At 39.7% G+C, this 17,124-nt stretch carries 12 protein-coding genes; 11 read left to right on the forward strand and 1 reads right to left on the reverse strand.

From position 1 onward, the window contains the following. The gene (locus OQX61_RS07255; protein WP_265840987.1) at nt 1-456 is read left to right on the forward strand and encodes a hypothetical protein; all 456 of its coding nucleotides are present in this window, start codon (nt 1-3) and stop codon (nt 454-456) included. A gap of 5 nt (nt 457-461) precedes the next feature. Here OQX61_RS07255 and OQX61_RS07260 read toward each other — a convergent pair whose 3' ends face one another. Beyond that, a complete protein-coding gene (locus OQX61_RS07260) occupies nt 462-983 on the reverse strand; it encodes an NAD(P)H-dependent oxidoreductase (protein WP_265840988.1) in 522 nt (173 codons plus the stop codon). A 184-nt stretch (nt 984-1,167) separates the two neighbouring features. Between OQX61_RS07260 and OQX61_RS07265 the strand changes: the two genes are divergently transcribed. The 10 genes from OQX61_RS07265 (at nt 1,168) to OQX61_RS07310 (ending at nt 17,112) form a co-directional block, all read left to right on the forward strand. After that, nucleotides 1,168-1,971: an AAA family ATPase gene (locus OQX61_RS07265; RefSeq protein ID WP_062546947.1), complete on the forward strand. Its 804-nt coding sequence runs from the start codon at nt 1,168-1,170 to the stop codon at nt 1,969-1,971. A gap of 10 nt (nt 1,972-1,981) precedes the next feature. Next, complete coding sequence (locus OQX61_RS07270) at nt 1,982-2,902, forward strand: ParB/RepB/Spo0J family partition protein (protein WP_265840989.1); 921 nt, start codon at nt 1,982-1,984, stop codon at nt 2,900-2,902. After that, entirely contained in the window at nt 2,902-3,579 is a 678-nt protein-coding gene (locus OQX61_RS07275) for a DUF5683 domain-containing protein (protein WP_265840990.1), read from the forward strand. The genes OQX61_RS07270 and OQX61_RS07275 overlap by 1 nt, the downstream gene beginning before the upstream one ends. A gap of 45 nt (nt 3,580-3,624) precedes the next feature. After that, entirely contained in the window at nt 3,625-4,365 is a 741-nt protein-coding gene (gene dapB, locus OQX61_RS07280) for a 4-hydroxy-tetrahydrodipicolinate reductase (protein WP_265840991.1), read from the forward strand. Between the two features lie 6 nt (nt 4,366-4,371). Beyond that, nucleotides 4,372-5,568: a signal peptidase I gene (gene lepB, locus OQX61_RS07285; protein WP_265840992.1), complete on the forward strand. Its 1,197-nt coding sequence runs from the start codon at nt 4,372-4,374 to the stop codon at nt 5,566-5,568. A 212-nt stretch (nt 5,569-5,780) separates the two neighbouring features. Beyond that, nucleotides 5,781-6,971: an ROK family protein gene (locus OQX61_RS07290; RefSeq protein ID WP_265840993.1), complete on the forward strand. Its 1,191-nt coding sequence runs from the start codon at nt 5,781-5,783 to the stop codon at nt 6,969-6,971. Nucleotides 6,972-7,074: 103 nt separating this feature from the next. After that, a complete protein-coding gene (locus OQX61_RS07295) occupies nt 7,075-10,185 on the forward strand; it encodes a SusC/RagA family TonB-linked outer membrane protein (RefSeq protein WP_265840994.1) in 3,111 nt (1,036 codons plus the stop codon). A 42-nt stretch (nt 10,186-10,227) separates the two neighbouring features. Then, nucleotides 10,228-12,132, forward strand: coding sequence for a SusD/RagB family nutrient-binding outer membrane lipoprotein (locus tag OQX61_RS07300; protein ID WP_265840995.1), 1,905 nt, complete (start codon nt 10,228-10,230; stop codon nt 12,130-12,132). 286 nt (nt 12,133-12,418) lie between these two features. Further along, complete coding sequence (locus tag OQX61_RS07305) at nt 12,419-13,609, forward strand: ROK family protein (RefSeq protein ID WP_265840996.1); 1,191 nt, start codon at nt 12,419-12,421, stop codon at nt 13,607-13,609. Between the two features lie 128 nt (nt 13,610-13,737). Next, the gene (locus tag OQX61_RS07310; protein ID WP_265840997.1) at nt 13,738-17,112 is read left to right on the forward strand and encodes a SusC/RagA family TonB-linked outer membrane protein; all 3,375 of its coding nucleotides are present in this window, start codon (nt 13,738-13,740) and stop codon (nt 17,110-17,112) included. The last annotated feature ends 12 nt before the right edge of the window (nt 17,113-17,124 follow it).

The following is a 17,124-nucleotide window of genomic DNA, read 5'->3' on the forward strand; positions in this document are numbered from 1 at the left end:
ATGTCTTTTTTAAATGCAGTTATAAATAAGGTGGAAGATGAAGCGTTAAATGAAATGCTTCAGGAGCGTGTGGATCTTGTCCAGCATAAAATAAAATTTATGGAGAAGGTATCTGTCGCCTGTCTGGATACCGAAAATCATTTGAACTGTGATCTGGAAGGTGTAATTAACGATGCTGGTGGTGTTTTGCAAGCCGATATGAATCAGGCAAGGGTGATCATCTACGTAGAAAAGGATACAAGTATGCTGGAAATGATGGGCGTTGTGCCTTCCTTGCTCCAGAAAGAATGGCCCGCTGTAGAATACAACAGGGTTTATCTTTTAGACGATCAGGCTGCGGCAGCTTCTGATCCCGAAGAATTGGTGAGCTTGCTGGAAGATATCGCAGAAATGCTCTATCCGGGATACTTCGTTTTTGGAAATGAAGGTAAAAGCTGGAGCAGCTTCGGGGTATAATCTGGTTAAAACGCGATAAATTTATCCATTTGCTGGTTGCTGAATTTTAAGGTGTCTTCCTTGAAAAACTCATCCAGCTCATTTAACTCGGTTTTGATAATCGAAATATGAATCCTTAATGGGAGTACATGTAAGTGGAGGTAACTACATACTCCGCCGAAATGGTCAATGCCTCTGATATTGCCATATTTTCCGGAAGATATGCCTACTAAAGCGGCCTTTTTATCGTAGAAACTGTCTGGAAACTGACAGGCATCTATGAAGGTTTTTAATACCCCCGGGAAACTGCCATTGTATTCCGGGATTACGAACAGGAATTTGCTGGTTTTGGTCATCATTTCCTGGATCGGTTCAAACTCCGGACTTCTCTTTCCATACAAATCTGAAGCAATCAAATTGTCTGGTAGCTGTTCCAGACTGAAGAGTTGGGTTTCTAATCCTTTTTCTGCCAGGACTTTTTGATAATATTTTGATACTTTCAGCGTATTACTTCCAGGTCTGTTTGTTCCCGATATGATGGTTATCATGTAAAAAATTGTTAATAAGATGTGTAAAACACTATATTGGTGCTATGCAGTAAGTGTCAAATTGTTTGTATCTTAGCTAATCGTTAAAATGTGCCTAAATCAATACAAAAATAGCATTTTTTATAGATTTAAATCAGGTAACAGAAAGCCTTCAGTAAATAATTGGTAATTATTAAAAAGATAAATGAGTAAAATTATTGCATTGGCAAATCAAAAAGGTGGTGTAGGTAAAACGACTTCATCTATAAACTTAGCCGCAAGTTTAGCCGTCCTGGAATACAGAACTTTATTGGTTGACGCAGATCCACAGGCTAACTCAACCTCAGGTATCGGTTTTGACCCAAGAAGTATTAAAAATAGCATCTACGAGTGTATCATCAATGATATCGAACCGATGGATGCCATTCAAAAAACAGAAACCCCTAATTTAGATTTGCTCCCTGCACATATCGACCTGGTAGGTGCGGAAATTGAGATGATCAACCTCAACAACAGAGAGTATAAAATGAAGGCAGTGTTGGAGAAGGTGAAGGATCAGTATGATTTCATTATTGTAGATTGTTCTCCCTCTTTAGGTTTGATTACCATCAATGCATTGACTGCTGCGGATTCGGTAATTATCCCGGTTCAATGTGAATATTTTGCATTGGAAGGCTTAGGTAAGTTACTGAACACCATTAAGATTGTTCAAAACCGCTTAAATCCGGAATTGGAAATAGAAGGAATTTTACTGACGATGTATGATGTGCGTTTACGCTTGTCGAACCAGGTAGTAGAAGAAGTAAGAACACATTTCCAGGATTTAGTTTTTGAAACCATTATTCAAAGAAATACACGCCTGAGTGAGGCGCCTAGTTATGGCATATCTGTGATCATGCACGATGCCAACTGTAAAGGGGCGATCAACTATTTGAACCTGGCACGCGAAATCGTTCGTAAAAACGGATTGGTGACGGAAGTGCAGGATGTAAATAAAGCAATTATATAAAACTATTTTAATGACATCTTTTCAGCGAAAAACAGGTTTAGGTAAAGGATTAAGTGCGCTTTTAGATGACAGCGATTCGGTGAATCCACCGAAAAACGGAGTCAATCCTGTAAGTGAAAACAGGCAGGAAAATAGCAATAACAGTGCTATTGGGCACGTCAAAATCAGTGATATTGATACCAATCCTTATCAGCCGCGTACGGAATTTGATCAGGTTGCTTTAATTGAACTTTCTGAGTCGATTAAAGTGCAGGGTTTGATTCAGCCAATTACCGTTAGAAAACAACCTGGAAACAGATTCCAGTTGATTTCTGGTGAGCGTAGGTTGAGGGCTTCAAAGCTTGCCGGCCTGACGGAAATCCCGGCCTATGTGCGCAATGCCAATGATCAGCAAATGCTGGAAATGGCATTGATTGAAAATATTCAACGTGAAAACCTGAATGCCATTGAAATCGCACTGTCTTTCCAGAGGATGCTCGAAGAATGTAACTTAAAACAAGACCAACTGGGTGAACGTGTCGGGAAAAACCGGACTACCGTTACCAATTACCTTCGTTTGCTGAAATTACCTCCGTCAATTCAGATTTCCATCAGAGATCAGAAAATATCTATGGGGCATGCCCGTGCCCTGATCAATGTAGAAGACGTTGAAAAACAACTTTTTATTCATCGGGAGATTATTGAAAAAGGCCTTTCTGTAAGGAAAGTAGAAGAGTTGGTGAGGAGCATTAACAGTTTAGATATTGCCGCTAAACATTCGAAACAACCAAATGGCGTGTCTTTTGAATACCAGAAATTACAGAAAGACCTCGCTACAAAGTTTTCTACAAAAGTGAAACTCAAAGTGGGAGAGAACGGTAAAGGTGCAATTGAAATCCCTTTCATGTCGGAAGATGACCTGAGCAGGATTTTAGAATTATTAGATTGGTAATGTCAAAGGCTTTTCTATTGTCTGGATTATTGTTTGTCGCTTCCATCGCAGCCAATGCGCAGGAAGTTACTCCCATTAAACAAGACAGCGCCGTTGTAAAACCGGTTCAAAATAAAGTTGATACCTTAAAACCGAAATATGTAAATCCTGGTAAAATTGCCGGTAGACAGGCAATGATCCGCTCTGCGATTTTACCCGGTCTGGGTCAGATCAGAAGTGGTTTTAACCTTTATCGTGGATTAAAAGTAGCCGGAATCTATACCGGTGCAGCTTTGCTGACGATCTCTTATATAGACAACAATAAATATTACCACATCTTTCTGACAGAATTGCAACAGCGGGAAAAGCAACAATTACACCTTGCTAACCCGAACAATCCAGCTTTCCCGGCAGGGGAGCTAGAGCCGGATTATGCTGGTTATAGCGATGCAAATCTGATCACCGCAAAAGATACTTACAGAAGAAATAAAGATGTGATCCTTTTCTCTTTTGTGGGCCTTTATCTTTTGAATATCGTAGACGCTTATGTGGATGCCAGACTGAAATATTTTGATGTAGGTGATGTGTCTGTTAAAGTGACACCTACCATGATGAACAACAACGGGATATTTGGCGGCAATACGATGTACGGATTAGTTTTACCTGCACCAGGTGTTAAAGTAGCCATCAGCTTTTAAACTGCCGCTAACAACATTATAAAATTATTAATTGAACCAACGAAAATGAAAATAGCACTATTGGGTTATGGTAAAATGGGTCAGATTATTGAACGTTTTGCTTTGGAAAGAGGCCATGAAGTGGTCCTGAAAATTAACTCTTCAAATCTGGACGAGCTTAATGTATCTAATTTGTCAAAAGCTGATGTAGCCATAGATTTTAGCGTTCCAGACGCGGCAATTGCTAATATTTACCTTTGCTTTGCAGCCAATGTACCTATCGTTGTTGGTTCTACTGGTTGGTACGGACAATTACAGGAAGTGAAAAATGAGTGCTTAAGCAGTAACAATACGCTGTTATACGGATCAAACTTCAGTATAGGGGTAAATATCTTCTTCCATATCAATCAGATTTTGGCAAAAGTGATGAACAATTTTCCTGCTTATGATGTGCAGGTGGAAGAAATTCACCATACTCAAAAACTGGATTCACCAAGTGGAACGGCCATGACCATTGCAGAAGGTATTATTGATGCGCTGGACAGCAAGAAAGAGTGGGTAAATGAACTGGTGGGTAGTCCTTTTGAGGATGTCATTAAAAAAGACCAGGTATTGATCGAGTCGCACCGCATTGAACATGTTCCGGGAACACATACCGTAGTATATAGTTCTGAAGTGGACGATATTGAGATAAAACATACCGCACATAACCGAGCTGGTTTTGCTTTGGGTGCTGTAGTTGCAGCGGAGTGGTTGCAAAATAAACAAGGCTTTTATAACATAGCCGATATATTTAATTTTAAATAGAAAAATATGAATTGGAAATTCTGGCAAAAGAATAAGGATGCCAAGCCAGGTAAGAAAAAGACTAAAAGCCGCGAATGGTTCGATGCCGTTTTATTTGCGGTTATCGCAGCCACCATTATCAGGGTGTTTTTTATTGAGGCATACACCATTCCTACCGCTTCTATGGAGCGCTCACTATTGGTAGGTGATTTCTTATTTGTAAGTAAAGTGAATTACGGCGCAAGAATTCCTATGACGCCTGTTGCTTTTCCTTTTGCCCACCATACGATGCCAATTACTGGTACTAAAGCGTATTGGGAAGGTGTAAAATGGGATTTCCGCAGGTTACCAGGTCTTTCTGATATCAAAAGAAATGATGTAGTCGTATTCAATTATCCCCAGGGAGATACGGTTGCTGTAGAATACCAGGATCAGGATTACTACCAGATGGTACGTTCTCTGGGTTGGAAACAGGTAAATAGTCAGTTTACGATTATCAGTCGCCCGGTTGATAAAAGAGAAAATTACATCAAAAGATGTATCGCAATTGCCGGCGATACGATCAGCATGAAAAGTGGATTGGTTTACCTGAATGGTAAAGCAGATCCACTAAAGAATACCGGACAGATTTCTTATGAAGTGGTTTTTAAAACTGCTGATGTGAATTTCAAAGTGTTCGAAGATATTGGCTTTAATGTTTCTGATGAAATTTCTGCCATGAATCAAAATACCTATCAGTTTACAGGTACTGCAGAGATGATGGACGAAGTACGCAAACTGAACTTTGTACAGTCGGTGCAGGAACAGGTGGAGCCTGCAGGCAAAAAAGATCCGGATATTTTCCCTTTTGATCAGAACAGAGATTGGAATGTAGATAATTTCGGACCAATTATTATCCCTAAAAAAGGTTGGACAGTTAAGCTTGATAGCGCAACAATGCCACTTTATGAAAGAAGTATCCGCATTTATGAAGGTAATAAAGTGGAAAAATCAGGTAAAGGTTGGTTGATCAACGGCGTTGCTGCGGATAGCTATACTTTTAAAATGAATTACTACTGGATGATGGGCGATAACCGCCACAGGTCTGCGGATTCCCGCTACTGGGGGTTTGTACCGGAAGACCATATCGTTGGAAAAGCATTGTTCATCTGGATGAGCTATGATACTCATGGATCTTTCTTAAATAAGATCAGATGGAGTAGGTTGTTTAGAGGAATAAACTAATCATATAATCGATTTGAGGGACGGCTGATGCATTGCATCAGCCGTTTTTTTTTGCCAGGGCTTTTCACTTTCCTGGAAGCCATCTCTATACATATAATGCTCGAATCTTTATGTAATTTGAATGTAAGATGTTCTTACTTTAAAAATAATTTAAAAAGTATGCTTGTTTTGTGACAAATAAATTTTAAGTTTGAGCCATAAAATGATAAACTTTGACAGCTAGTATTAAGAAATATCGTCAGTTAAGGACAGATGTGATTAAGCACTTGTATTACAGTAAGATGTTAACACTTACCGAGCTGAGCGTACTTACCCATAAAAGTCTGCCCTTAATTACCAATGTGGTGAATAACCTGGTAGCAGATGGATATATTCTGGAATATGGGCTTGCACCATCCACAGGTGGTAGAAGAGCACTTACTTTTCTATTGAATAAAGAAAAACAAAGATTTATCATCGCCGTTGCGATGGATCAGCTGGTTACTCAGGTTGCCATGTATGATTTATTAAATGAGCAGCGTGTGGAATCTGAAATATTACAATTCACGCTCAATGATGATCCGGGACTTACCGCAAGCCTGATCGACTTCCTAAAAGATTACATCCTCAGATCCGGGGTTCCACTGGAGCAAATATTAGGTCTCGGCATTGGTATGCCAGGCTTTGTAAATGCAGCAAAAGGAATCAATCATACTTTTTTCAAAGTAGCAGGAGAAGGAAGTCTAAGGGAACATCTGACTAAAGAACTGGGCTTGCCCGTATTCATCGACAATGATTCCAGTCTGATTGCACAGGCGGAATTGAAATTCGGTGAAGGTAAGAAGCTGAACGATGTGATGGTGGTTAATATCGGCTGGGGCATCGGTTTAGGTATGATCATCAATGGAAGCTTGTTTAGAGGACATAGCGGATATGCAGGAGAGTTTAGCCATATCCCATTGTCCTTAAGTAATAAGTTATGTTCCTGTGGAAAACAGGGATGCCTGGAGGTGGATACTTCCTTATTGGTATTGGTAGAAAGGGCAAAATCGGAAATTAAACGTGGAGTAAGTTCAAGTTTGCAACAGCGTTTTGCCGATGAAAGTAAGCTCCACGGAGATCATTTTCTGGAAGCAGCCAAAGCAGGGGACCCCCTGGCAGTTTCGATTCTTTCCGATGCGGCTTTTCTGATTGGAAAAGGTCTGTCCACATTAATCCATATCATTAACCCCGAACTAATTGTTCTGGGCGGCAGAGGAGCCATCGCAGGGGAAATTATGATAGCACCGGTTCAACAGGCCATCCACGAATTTTGTATCCCACGGTTGGCAGAACATACGGAGATTAAAGTGTCCGCTTTGAACATGGATTCCGGACTGCTCGGCGCCGCAACGCTCGTTATTGAAAACTGTAATTTTAACTAAAACCAAGTGGCAACGTTTTTACTTTAGAAATATTGCTAAAAGCTTTTAACATAATAATATTGACAACTATTAACCTAAATTTTAACAATTAAATCTTTATAAGATGAAGCAGATGTACAGGAGGTGTATGGCCGTTTTGTTATTGAACGTAATAACAATAGCTGCTTATGCCCAGCAAAAGGTTACCGGTACGGTAACAGAAAAATCAGGCCAGTCCATCCCGGGAGTGAGTGTCACAGAAAAGGGAACTAAAAATGGAACTTCTACAAATGGAGATGGTAAATATAGTATTTCTGTGAAGTCTGGTGCAGTATTGGTTTTCTCTTCTATTGGTTTAACCACAAAAGAATTGACTGTTGGAACTGCAACCAATCTGAATGTAATCCTTGAGGATGAAGCAAATAAATTAAATGAAGTAGTGGTGACTGCCCTTGGTATTAAGAGAGAGAAAAAATCTCTGGGTTATGCCATGCAGGAAATTAAAGGAGAATCTTTAGTGAATGCCAGAGAACCTAACCTTGTAAATGCGCTTTCCGGTAAGGTAGCAGGTTTGCAGATTACCCGTTCCAGTTCTGGTCCTGGTGGTTCTTCTAAAATCACTTTAAGGGGTAACAACTCTTTGACAGGTAATAATCAGCCATTAATCGTTGTTGATGGTGTGCCAATGGATAATTTTACCGGTGCCGCAAATAACGATTTCTCTAATCCAGGTCTGGATATGGGTAATGGTTTATCAGATATCAACCCGGAAGATATCGAAAGTATGTCGGTGCTAAAAGGCCCTTCTGCTTCCGCACTTTATGGCTCCAGAGCTGGTAATGGGGTGATCTTAATCACCACCAAATCAGGAAAACTACAAAATGGCCTGGGTATTACCGTAACATCTTCAGTTGGTATAGAAAGTATTCTGGCTAGCCCGGATTTGCAAAACACTTACGGACAAGGTGCAAATGGTCTTTTTAACAAGGAATTGAACACCAGCTGGGGACCAAAAATCGAAGGCCAGATCGTTAATAAATGGAATGGACAGGATGTTCCTTTGCAAAGCTTTGATAACGTTGGCAATTATTTCCAGAACGGTGTGTCTTTAAATAATGGCATTTCCTTTCAGCAACAATATAAAGGAACTTCTATTTATACCTCTTTAAATCGTGCAGACGATAGAAGTGTGATCCCTGGCGTAAAACTAACCAGAACAAATTTAATGGCCAGAGCCGTTAGTAAATTTGGTAAAGACGACAAATGGACGACCGATACAAAAGTTCAATACAACAATACCAACGCAGAAAACAGACCCTTATTAGGTTCAAGAAACGAAAATGCTTTTTCTACCATCTATAACCTGCCAAGGTCAATGGATATCCGTGATTTTAGCGCAGCAAAGAATGCAGATGGGAAAATGTTATGGTATAGTGGTGGTTCACAATCTAACCCTTACTGGACGCGTCAATATAACCTGAACCAGGATATCAGAGATCGTTTCTTAATGAACGGCTCCCTGAAATACCAGGCTAATGCCTGGTTAACAGCCGAAGTTAAAGGTGGAGCAGATATCTATACCACCAATTCTGATAGCAAATTATATGCAGGTAGCCCAAGTTCAACAAACGGAAGATACAGCCTTTCAAAACGTACTTTTACCGAAACTAACTTTAGTGCTTTAGTTACTGCTAAAAAAGATAATCTGTTCAGTAAAGTAGGTGGTGTACTGACTTTAGGTGGTAACATCATGAGCAATAAACAATCCGAAATTGGTGCAAGCTCCGGAGAATTTATCATCCCTGATTTCTTCTCTATCAATAACGGTGTGGGTTTCCCATCGGTATCAGAAGATTTTAGAAAGAAACAAATCAATTCAGTTTATGGATCCGGTCAGCTAAACTGGGACCAGTATCTGTTCCTTGATATGACCTTTAGAAATGATTGGAGTTCTACCTTGAGTAGTGCAAACCGCTCTTATTTCTATCCTTCTATCAGTACTTCATTCGTGTTTTCAGATATGATTACCAAAATTGGTGGTACCCTGCCTTCATGGATCAGCTATGGTAAAGTAAGGGCTTCTTATGCGGAAGTTGGTAATGACCTTCCTGCTTATCAATTGTATAATACCTATGTGGTAGGTAAAGATCCGAACGGAAATCCTATCGCAGGTAGAGATAAGGTTTTGTATGATCCTTCAGTTAGAAGTGAGCTGATTAAAGCATTTGAAGTAGGTGCCGAAATGAGGTTCTTCGAGGGTAAATTTGGTTTCGATATCGCTTATTATAAATCAAATGCCACCAGACAATTACTGAATATCCCAATGGATCCCCTGAGTGGTTACGAAAGTAAAAAAATCAATGCCGGCGATATCCAGAACACAGGTTTTGAAGCAATGGTAGATGCGAAAATACTGTCAGATCCTAATTCATTAAATTGGAATATGATGGTCAATTTCTCAACCAACAACAACAAGATTAATTCATTGAATAGTGAAATCAGTCAATATCCTTTAGGTGGTTATGATGACCTTCGTGTATTGGGTGTTGCCGGAAGAAAATACGGTGAAATATATGGTAGTAAATACCTGAGAGTAGAAGATCCTAACAGCGAATTTAATGGTCAGCTTATCTTAGATGGTAATGGTTTACCACAAAGAGGGGAACAAAATGCAAGATTAGGAAATCAGCAGGCTACTGGTCTTTTGGGTTTCACCAACAGCTTCTCTTATAAAGGAATTGGTTTCTCTTTCTTAGTAGATGCTCGCTTTGGCGGACAAATTTTCTCGGGTACCAATGCTGGTCTACAAGAGAATGGTAACGCAAGTATCACGGCTCCTAATGGTTTAAGAGATCAAATGGTAGTGAATGGTGTGATCTTAAATGGTGGTAAGTACGTTCAGAATACGACTTCCGTTACTCCTGAAAGATATTGGGCAAAAGTACATAGCTATGGTAACCTTGGGATATCTGAGGAAAACATCTATGATGCTACTAATGTGAGATTGAGAAATGTACAGTTGAGCTACGATTTGCCACGTAAATTCTTAGCTAAAACACCATTGCAGAAAGCTAAAATCGGTATTTCAGCTAATAACGTTTGGTTGATCTATGGGGATATGCATGGTCTTGATCCGGAGTCAGTATACGCTACTGGTAACAATGCTACTGGTTTTGAAAACTTCAGTGCGCCAACTACCCGTACTTTCTTATTTAACCTGACACTGGGCTTCTAAATTTATTAACCTGAGGACATTCCTTATTTAAAAGAGATTCTAATGAAATTAATTATAAAAACCGCATGTACGCTACTCGCAACCTCTTTGTTGCTGACATCATGTAAAAAATTCGACGAAGTGAATGTGAATCCTGTAGCCGCTAGCGGCGATCAGGTGCAGCCGGAATATTTCCTGAACAACTCCATTATCGGTGCTCAACAAAATCCGGAAGTAGCGGAAAGAGCCTTTGTCCTGTACTGGAAAACTGCCGGTCACCAACATAGTAACGGTAGTTTTTATTCCGCAACCTATGATGATACGTTCACAACGATCTATTTTAACCAGGTATCTGGTTGGTTGAACAGTGCAAATACGGCAATTTCGATTGCAGCTGATAAAAAGGCTTCAGGTACAGACGCTCCTTACACAAATAATGTGGCACAGGTGGCAAGGATCTGGCGCGCTTATCTGATGAGTGAAATGTCAGATAATTTTGGCCCTATCCCTGTTCTTGCCTTTCAAAGCACAAATCCGGATTATAATAACGTTAAAGATGTTTATTATTACCTGCTGGAGGAATTGAAGGATGCAACTTCTAAAATAGATGTATCTGTCGTAAATACAGATGCCTTGAAAAAACTGGATCCTGCTTATCAATACAATTATGCAAACTGGATCAGGTATGCAAATTCGATGCGTATGCGTTTGGCGATGAGACTATCAGAAGTTGACCCCGCTAAAGCTAAAACTGAGTTTGAAGCCGCTGCTGCAGGAAGTAATTTTATTTCCGAAAAAGCAGAAACCTTTGAGGTGCAGGAGAGACCAGGATGGGATAACCTGACCGGTGTGATGAGTAGAGACGGAAATGCGCAGTATATTTCTGCTACTTTAAATAATATCTATCTTGGTCTTGGAGGTGTAAAATCCGCAGATCAGCTGGATCCAAAGTTTTTACCATTCATTAAACCAGCCAATTGGCTGGGTTTAAAACTCGACGATCATTTTACCTCTATGACTAATAATCCCTCTGCCGGATATTGGTTTGATGGTTTGCCGGAGACGATCGATCCCCGGGCTTATAAGACATTTATTATTCCTGGTGATTTCGAAAATCCAAATTTTAGTTTCTTTCCAATAGCTCAGAAAGATGCAATTACTACGGTTAGAAAACTGAATGATAAGGATAATAACGTAGTTAAAATAATTGACGCTAAATTTAACTGGAATGCTTCCAATACTGGTGATTGGGGTGCTAAAGGAACTAAAAATGAGCTTCGTGCTTATGCTGGTACTATGCCTCGCTTGTCCAGTAAATTCAGATTGAGTACTAATAAGCGTGTTTTCTTCGCCCCATGGGAAACGTATTTCCTATTGGCAGAAGCCGCAGAACGTGGATGGGTAACGCCTGTTTCCGGTAAAGCAGCTTATGAAGCAGGGATTAAATCCAGTTTTGCTTATTGGGAAGCTGAAGGTTTAGCTACCTATTTAACTTCTGAAGACTTTAACAGGGTAGGTACTTCTGTGAGCTGGGATCACATCACAGAGCCAAACAGTAGTCATGAAATGAATTATAAAGATGGATATACAGATGTTGCAGGTGTGGCAACGGTATTGTATCCTAAAAATGATCTTTATAAAAAAGGTACAGTTAAAAATGACCGCCTGACAAAAATCATTACACAGAAATTTATTGCGCAGACACCATGGCTACCATTGGAAGCATGGAATGATCAAAGACGTTTAGGGTTGCCTTTCTTTGAAAATCCGGCAATAGAAATCGTATTGCCTAATTTGCCGGCATTAAATAAGAGCAATTATATGGAAAGCAATGTGAAGTTTTTCCCTCAGCGTTTAAGGTATCCTTCTGGTTTAAGAGATACTAATGCTAAAGGATATGAGCAAGCATTGAAAGCTTTAAATGGTGTCGATGAAGTGTTAACTCCGCTGTGGTGGGCCCAGAAATAAGCCTGCTATTTTAGGCGAAAGCCCTGAAGATTTTGAAATCTTCAGGGCTTTTTTTTTGAAATTGGTTGCTGTACCAGGTAGAAACCAGACCTTTTTGCTCCTGATAGAGCAAAATAGATTAATCGGGAACCAGAATAATTTTTTTGATATTATCCTCATTAGGGCGTAAAAACGCAATGTTTCTTTTGTTTTTTAGATAAAAGGATTCGGTACTTAGAAATTATTTTAAAAAGTATTCCAATTATTTGAAAAATTATTATAAGTTTGATTAGCCAAATAACTGAACGTGAACGCCACAATTAGAAAATACCACCAACTTCGTAAAGAAGTTATCAAACATTTGTATTACAACAAAATGTTAACGCTGACTGAGTTAAGTAAACTCGTTAGTAAAAGCCTGCCTTTAATCACGAGTACCATTAATGATTTGGTAAGCGATGGTTATGTTCTGGAGTATGGCTTAGCGCCATCTACCGGAGGTCGTCGGGCACTCACCTTTTTATTGAATAAGGAAAAACAAAGATACATCGTTGCAGTGGCAATGGATCAGTTGGTCACCAGGGTAGTCATGTATGATTTGCTGAACCAGGCTGCGATGGAACCTGAACAGTTAAAGATTAATCTTACCAGGGGGCCTGAAGGTATACCCGTGCTACTGGATTTCTTAAAAGATTACATTTCCCGTTCGGGAATTGCTCCGGATCAGATTCTGGGAGTTGGTATCGGAATGCCCGGATTCATCAATGCACATGAAGGTATTAACCACACCTTTTTTAAAGTTTCAGGAAATGGTAATCTAACAAAACACCTGGCTAAAGCATTAAACTTACCGGTGTTTATCGACAACGATTCCAGCCTTATTGCACTTGCCGAAATGAAATTCGGTGTTGCCAAAGGTACAAAAGATGTGATGGTGCTGAATATTGGCTGGGGAATCGGCTTAGGTATGGTCATCAATGGCAGCCTTTTCAGAGGCCATAGCGGTTATGCAGGGGAGTTTAGCCATATCCCGCTTTCTCAGAGTAATAAACTTTGTTCTTGTGGAAAACGTGGTTGCCTGGAAGTAGACACATCTTTACTGGTACTGGTAGAACGTGCAAAATCCCGGATCGCGGAGGGAGTAAATTCAAGTCTGGAACATCTTTTTCTGGATGAAAGTAAATTGCCCGGAGATCATTTTCTTAATGCAGCAAAAGCCGGCGACCCGCTCGCCGTTTCGATTCTATCTGATGCCGCCTTCCTGATCGGAAAAGGGATTGCCACTTTAATACACATTACCAATCCTAAATTAATCGTCTTAAGTGGAAGAGGGGCTAGCGCAGGAAAGATCCTGATGGCACCAATTCAACAAGCAATAAATGAGTTTTGTATTCCGATGTTATCAGAACATACCGATATAAAGGTTTCTGAGCTGATGATAGATTCCGCGCTCCTCGGAGCGGCAACCCTTGTTGTTGAGAATTGCAACTTTAATTAATGTATAAGAATAATATTTATTTTAATAAAATAGCTAAACCCTTTTAATTCGTTTAAAAAGAACTAAAAGGACTTCAGGAGAAATAACCAAGCAATTAACCTAAATTTTAATAACTAAACCTTTAAAAGATGAAACAGATGTACTTAAGGTGTATGGCCGTTTTGTTATTGAGTGTAATAACAATTACGGCTTATGCACAGCAGAGGATTACCGGAACGGTAACCGAGAAATCAGGGCAGCCTATCCCTGGTGTTAACGTTACCGAAAAAGGCACAAAGAATGGGACGGCGACAGATGGAAATGGAAGGTTTTCAATTGCTGCAAAACCGGGTACCGTACTTGTATTTTCTTCTATTGGCCTGCTGAAGCAGGAGGTAACCGTAGGGCAGAATACGACTATAAACGTAACGATGCAAGACGATTCTAAAGGACTCAGTGAGGTCGTTGTCACTGGATTCGGTACAAAAACAAGTACCAGGAAACTAAGCTCTTCTGTAACCGAAGTGAAGGGTGAGGAGCTTGCCAGGGCAAACAGTTCCAATGTCGTGAATGCCTTACAAGGTAAAGTAGCCGGGGTAATGATCAATCAGGGAGCTAGTGGACCGCAGTCTTCTTCCAGGATCAGAATCCGTGGTAACTCCTCTTTAGGTAAAAATACACAACCGTTGGTTGTGATTGATGGGGTTTTAGTACTAGCAGGAACTACCGGGGCAGATTCATGGGGTGACAATGCCGATTTTGGAAATATCATGAAAAATCTGAATTCAGATGATTATGAGAGTGTTTCTGTTTTAAAAGGAGCTGCAGCATCTTCTCTTTATGGATCAAGAGCATTAAATGGAGTTTTGTTAATCACCACTAAGAAAGGCCGTAAAACGGATGGATTGGGAATTAGTGTTTCTCAAACTACTTCATTTGATCAGGCTTATAAATTGGTAGATTTTCAAAATGACTATGGAGGTGGTATTCTTCCATACTTTCAAAAGGATGCCAATGGTGTTGATGTAGTGGAAGATATTGCGAATATCAATAAAGGAGGTTACTCATTCGGGCCGAAATTTGATGGCCATATGGTAAAAGACCTGAATGGAAGAATGACACCATGGAAAGCTAACGATCCCCTGGATTTCTTCAGATTAGGTAAATTTATCAATACCAATGTTTCAGTTGAAGGCGGAAGCGAGAATACTACATTCCGTTTGGCTTATACCAACCTGAAAAATCCAAGTATTCTTCCTAATAATGAGTTTGACAGAAATACTTTCGCCTTAAGAGCAACTCAAAAGATTTCTAAAGCGATTTCTGTTGATGTAAGTGTTAACTATACGATGTCAGATTCAAAAAATCCGGGTAGACAAGGGAGTAGAAATAACCCGTTGTTTGCTTTTACTTATTATATGCCTCGTAATGCTGATATTGATTATTATACTAAAAATTATATTAATCCAGCTGGTGGCGCATTAAGTTCTAAAGATCCGGATGTTTATGACCCTTATCGTTTAGGAAGCTGGGCTTATAGTTTCTTTGAAGACAATCGTACTCAAAAAGAGAACAACCTATTGGCAAATATTGATTTTAACATCAAGCTTACACCATGGTTAAATGCCTTGATCAAAGCAAATACGAATACCTATAATACTCAATATGAGCGTAAAAACAGAGGTGCAAGAGTTGCTTTTGCTGGTGGTGATTACCAAATTGATCAGGCAAGCAACAAGGCTTACCGCGTACAAGGTTTATTAACCGGTAGTAGAAACATTACTGATGATCTTGTGGCTTCGTTTGCGGCCGGGGGAGAAACTTACCGTCTAAACGTAAATAATTCAGGCTTTTTTAATTCTTCTTATACAGATGGTGGATTGAAAGTACCTGATGTATATGCAATTTCAAATTCGCTTAATCCAGCGGTTACCAAGGCATATCCTATGCCTGGAGAGCGAACAGATGCAATTTATGCGTATGGTGATTTCACATGGAAAGATATGTTGACGTTGAATTATAGTCTTCGTAACGACTGGTCTTCTGCCTTAACCTATAGAGATGGAACTGGAAATTACAGCTATTTCTATCCAAGCGTTGGTGCAGCATGGACATTTACTGAGCTACCTATGTTCAAAGACAAAGAGTCTGTACTGTCATTCGGTAAATTGAGAGCTGCCTACTCTTATACAGGTTTATCTGCGGATCCGCAGATTACCAACAGAGAGGGCTACTATAAATTAACAGGGTCATTCAATAATGCAGCTGGTGGAAATCAATCTGTGTTTGGTTTCTCTGATCGAATCCTGAAAAATTCTAACCTTAAAAATCAATTGAACAAGGAATTGGAAATTGGTACCGATGTGAGGTTCTTTAAGGATCGCCTTTCCTTCGATATCGCTTATTACAAACGTAATTCATATAATCAGATCCTTAGTCTTGCTATTCCTATGGAATCTGGTGCAAATTCTCAATCTGTAAATGCAGGAGATATTCAGAATCAGGGAATTGAAATTTTAATGACAGCAAAACCAATTGTAAGCAAAGACTTCAACTGGACTTCTGCCATTAATTTTACCCGCAACAGAAATAAAATCCTTTCCCTGACTTCAGGTGTAGATACTTATGAATTGGATTATGCATTTGGTAGTGATATTGTTTCTGTAGCTAAAGTTGGAGGTGCTTATGGTACTCTGATCACTGGTTCTGCATTCTCTTATTATCAAAAGAAAGATGCCAATGGAAACGCGATTGCCGATCCAAACAATGGTAAAAAGGTATTAGGAAATACTGGTTACGGAACAACAGGTGGTTTTTACAGCTTTGTTCGTTTGGAAGACTACAATAAACAGAAGAAAGAATTGGGATCGATGATGGAAGATTTCCTGGCCAGTACTACGCAAAGCTTTAATTACAAAGATTTCAGCTTAAGTGTACAGGTTGATGCTAAAATCGGTGGATTAATGGCATCAGGAACACACCAGTATGGTTCTGCAAATGGTTCATTGGCGAATTCACTATTTGGTCGTGATGAAGCTAACGGAGGAATTACCTATACAGATGCACAAGGTGTTGTTAAACATGATGGAATTATCCCTGACGGGGTATTAAATGATGGTCTTACTGCAAAAAATGGAGCTGGTGTCACTGTAGATTTAGGCGGTATGACTTATGCTGATGCAGTTGCACAAGGCTTATTACCTGTAATACCTGCTTATGCTTATTATGAAAACTTAAGTCAGTGGTCTAGTGGTATCCGTGAATATTCTGTATTCGAAAACTCATGGGTAGCATTGAGAGAGGTATCTGTTGGATACTCTTTACCTAAAAAGTTCCTGAATAACTTAAAAATCAATAGCCTTCGTTTTACTTTAACAGGAAGAAATCTGGGTTATTTATATAAAACTGCTAAAGATGGAGTTAACCCGGAAGGCGTATTCAGTAATAGAGCTGGTGCCTTCGCAGAATATGGTGGCTGGCCTTATGTAAGGAGCTTCGGATTTAACATTAAAGCAGCATTTTAATTGTATAAAAAA

The sequence above is a fragment of the Pedobacter sp. PLR genome (genome assembly GCF_026239675.1).
GTDB lineage: Bacteria > Bacteroidota > Bacteroidia > Sphingobacteriales > Sphingobacteriaceae > Pedobacter.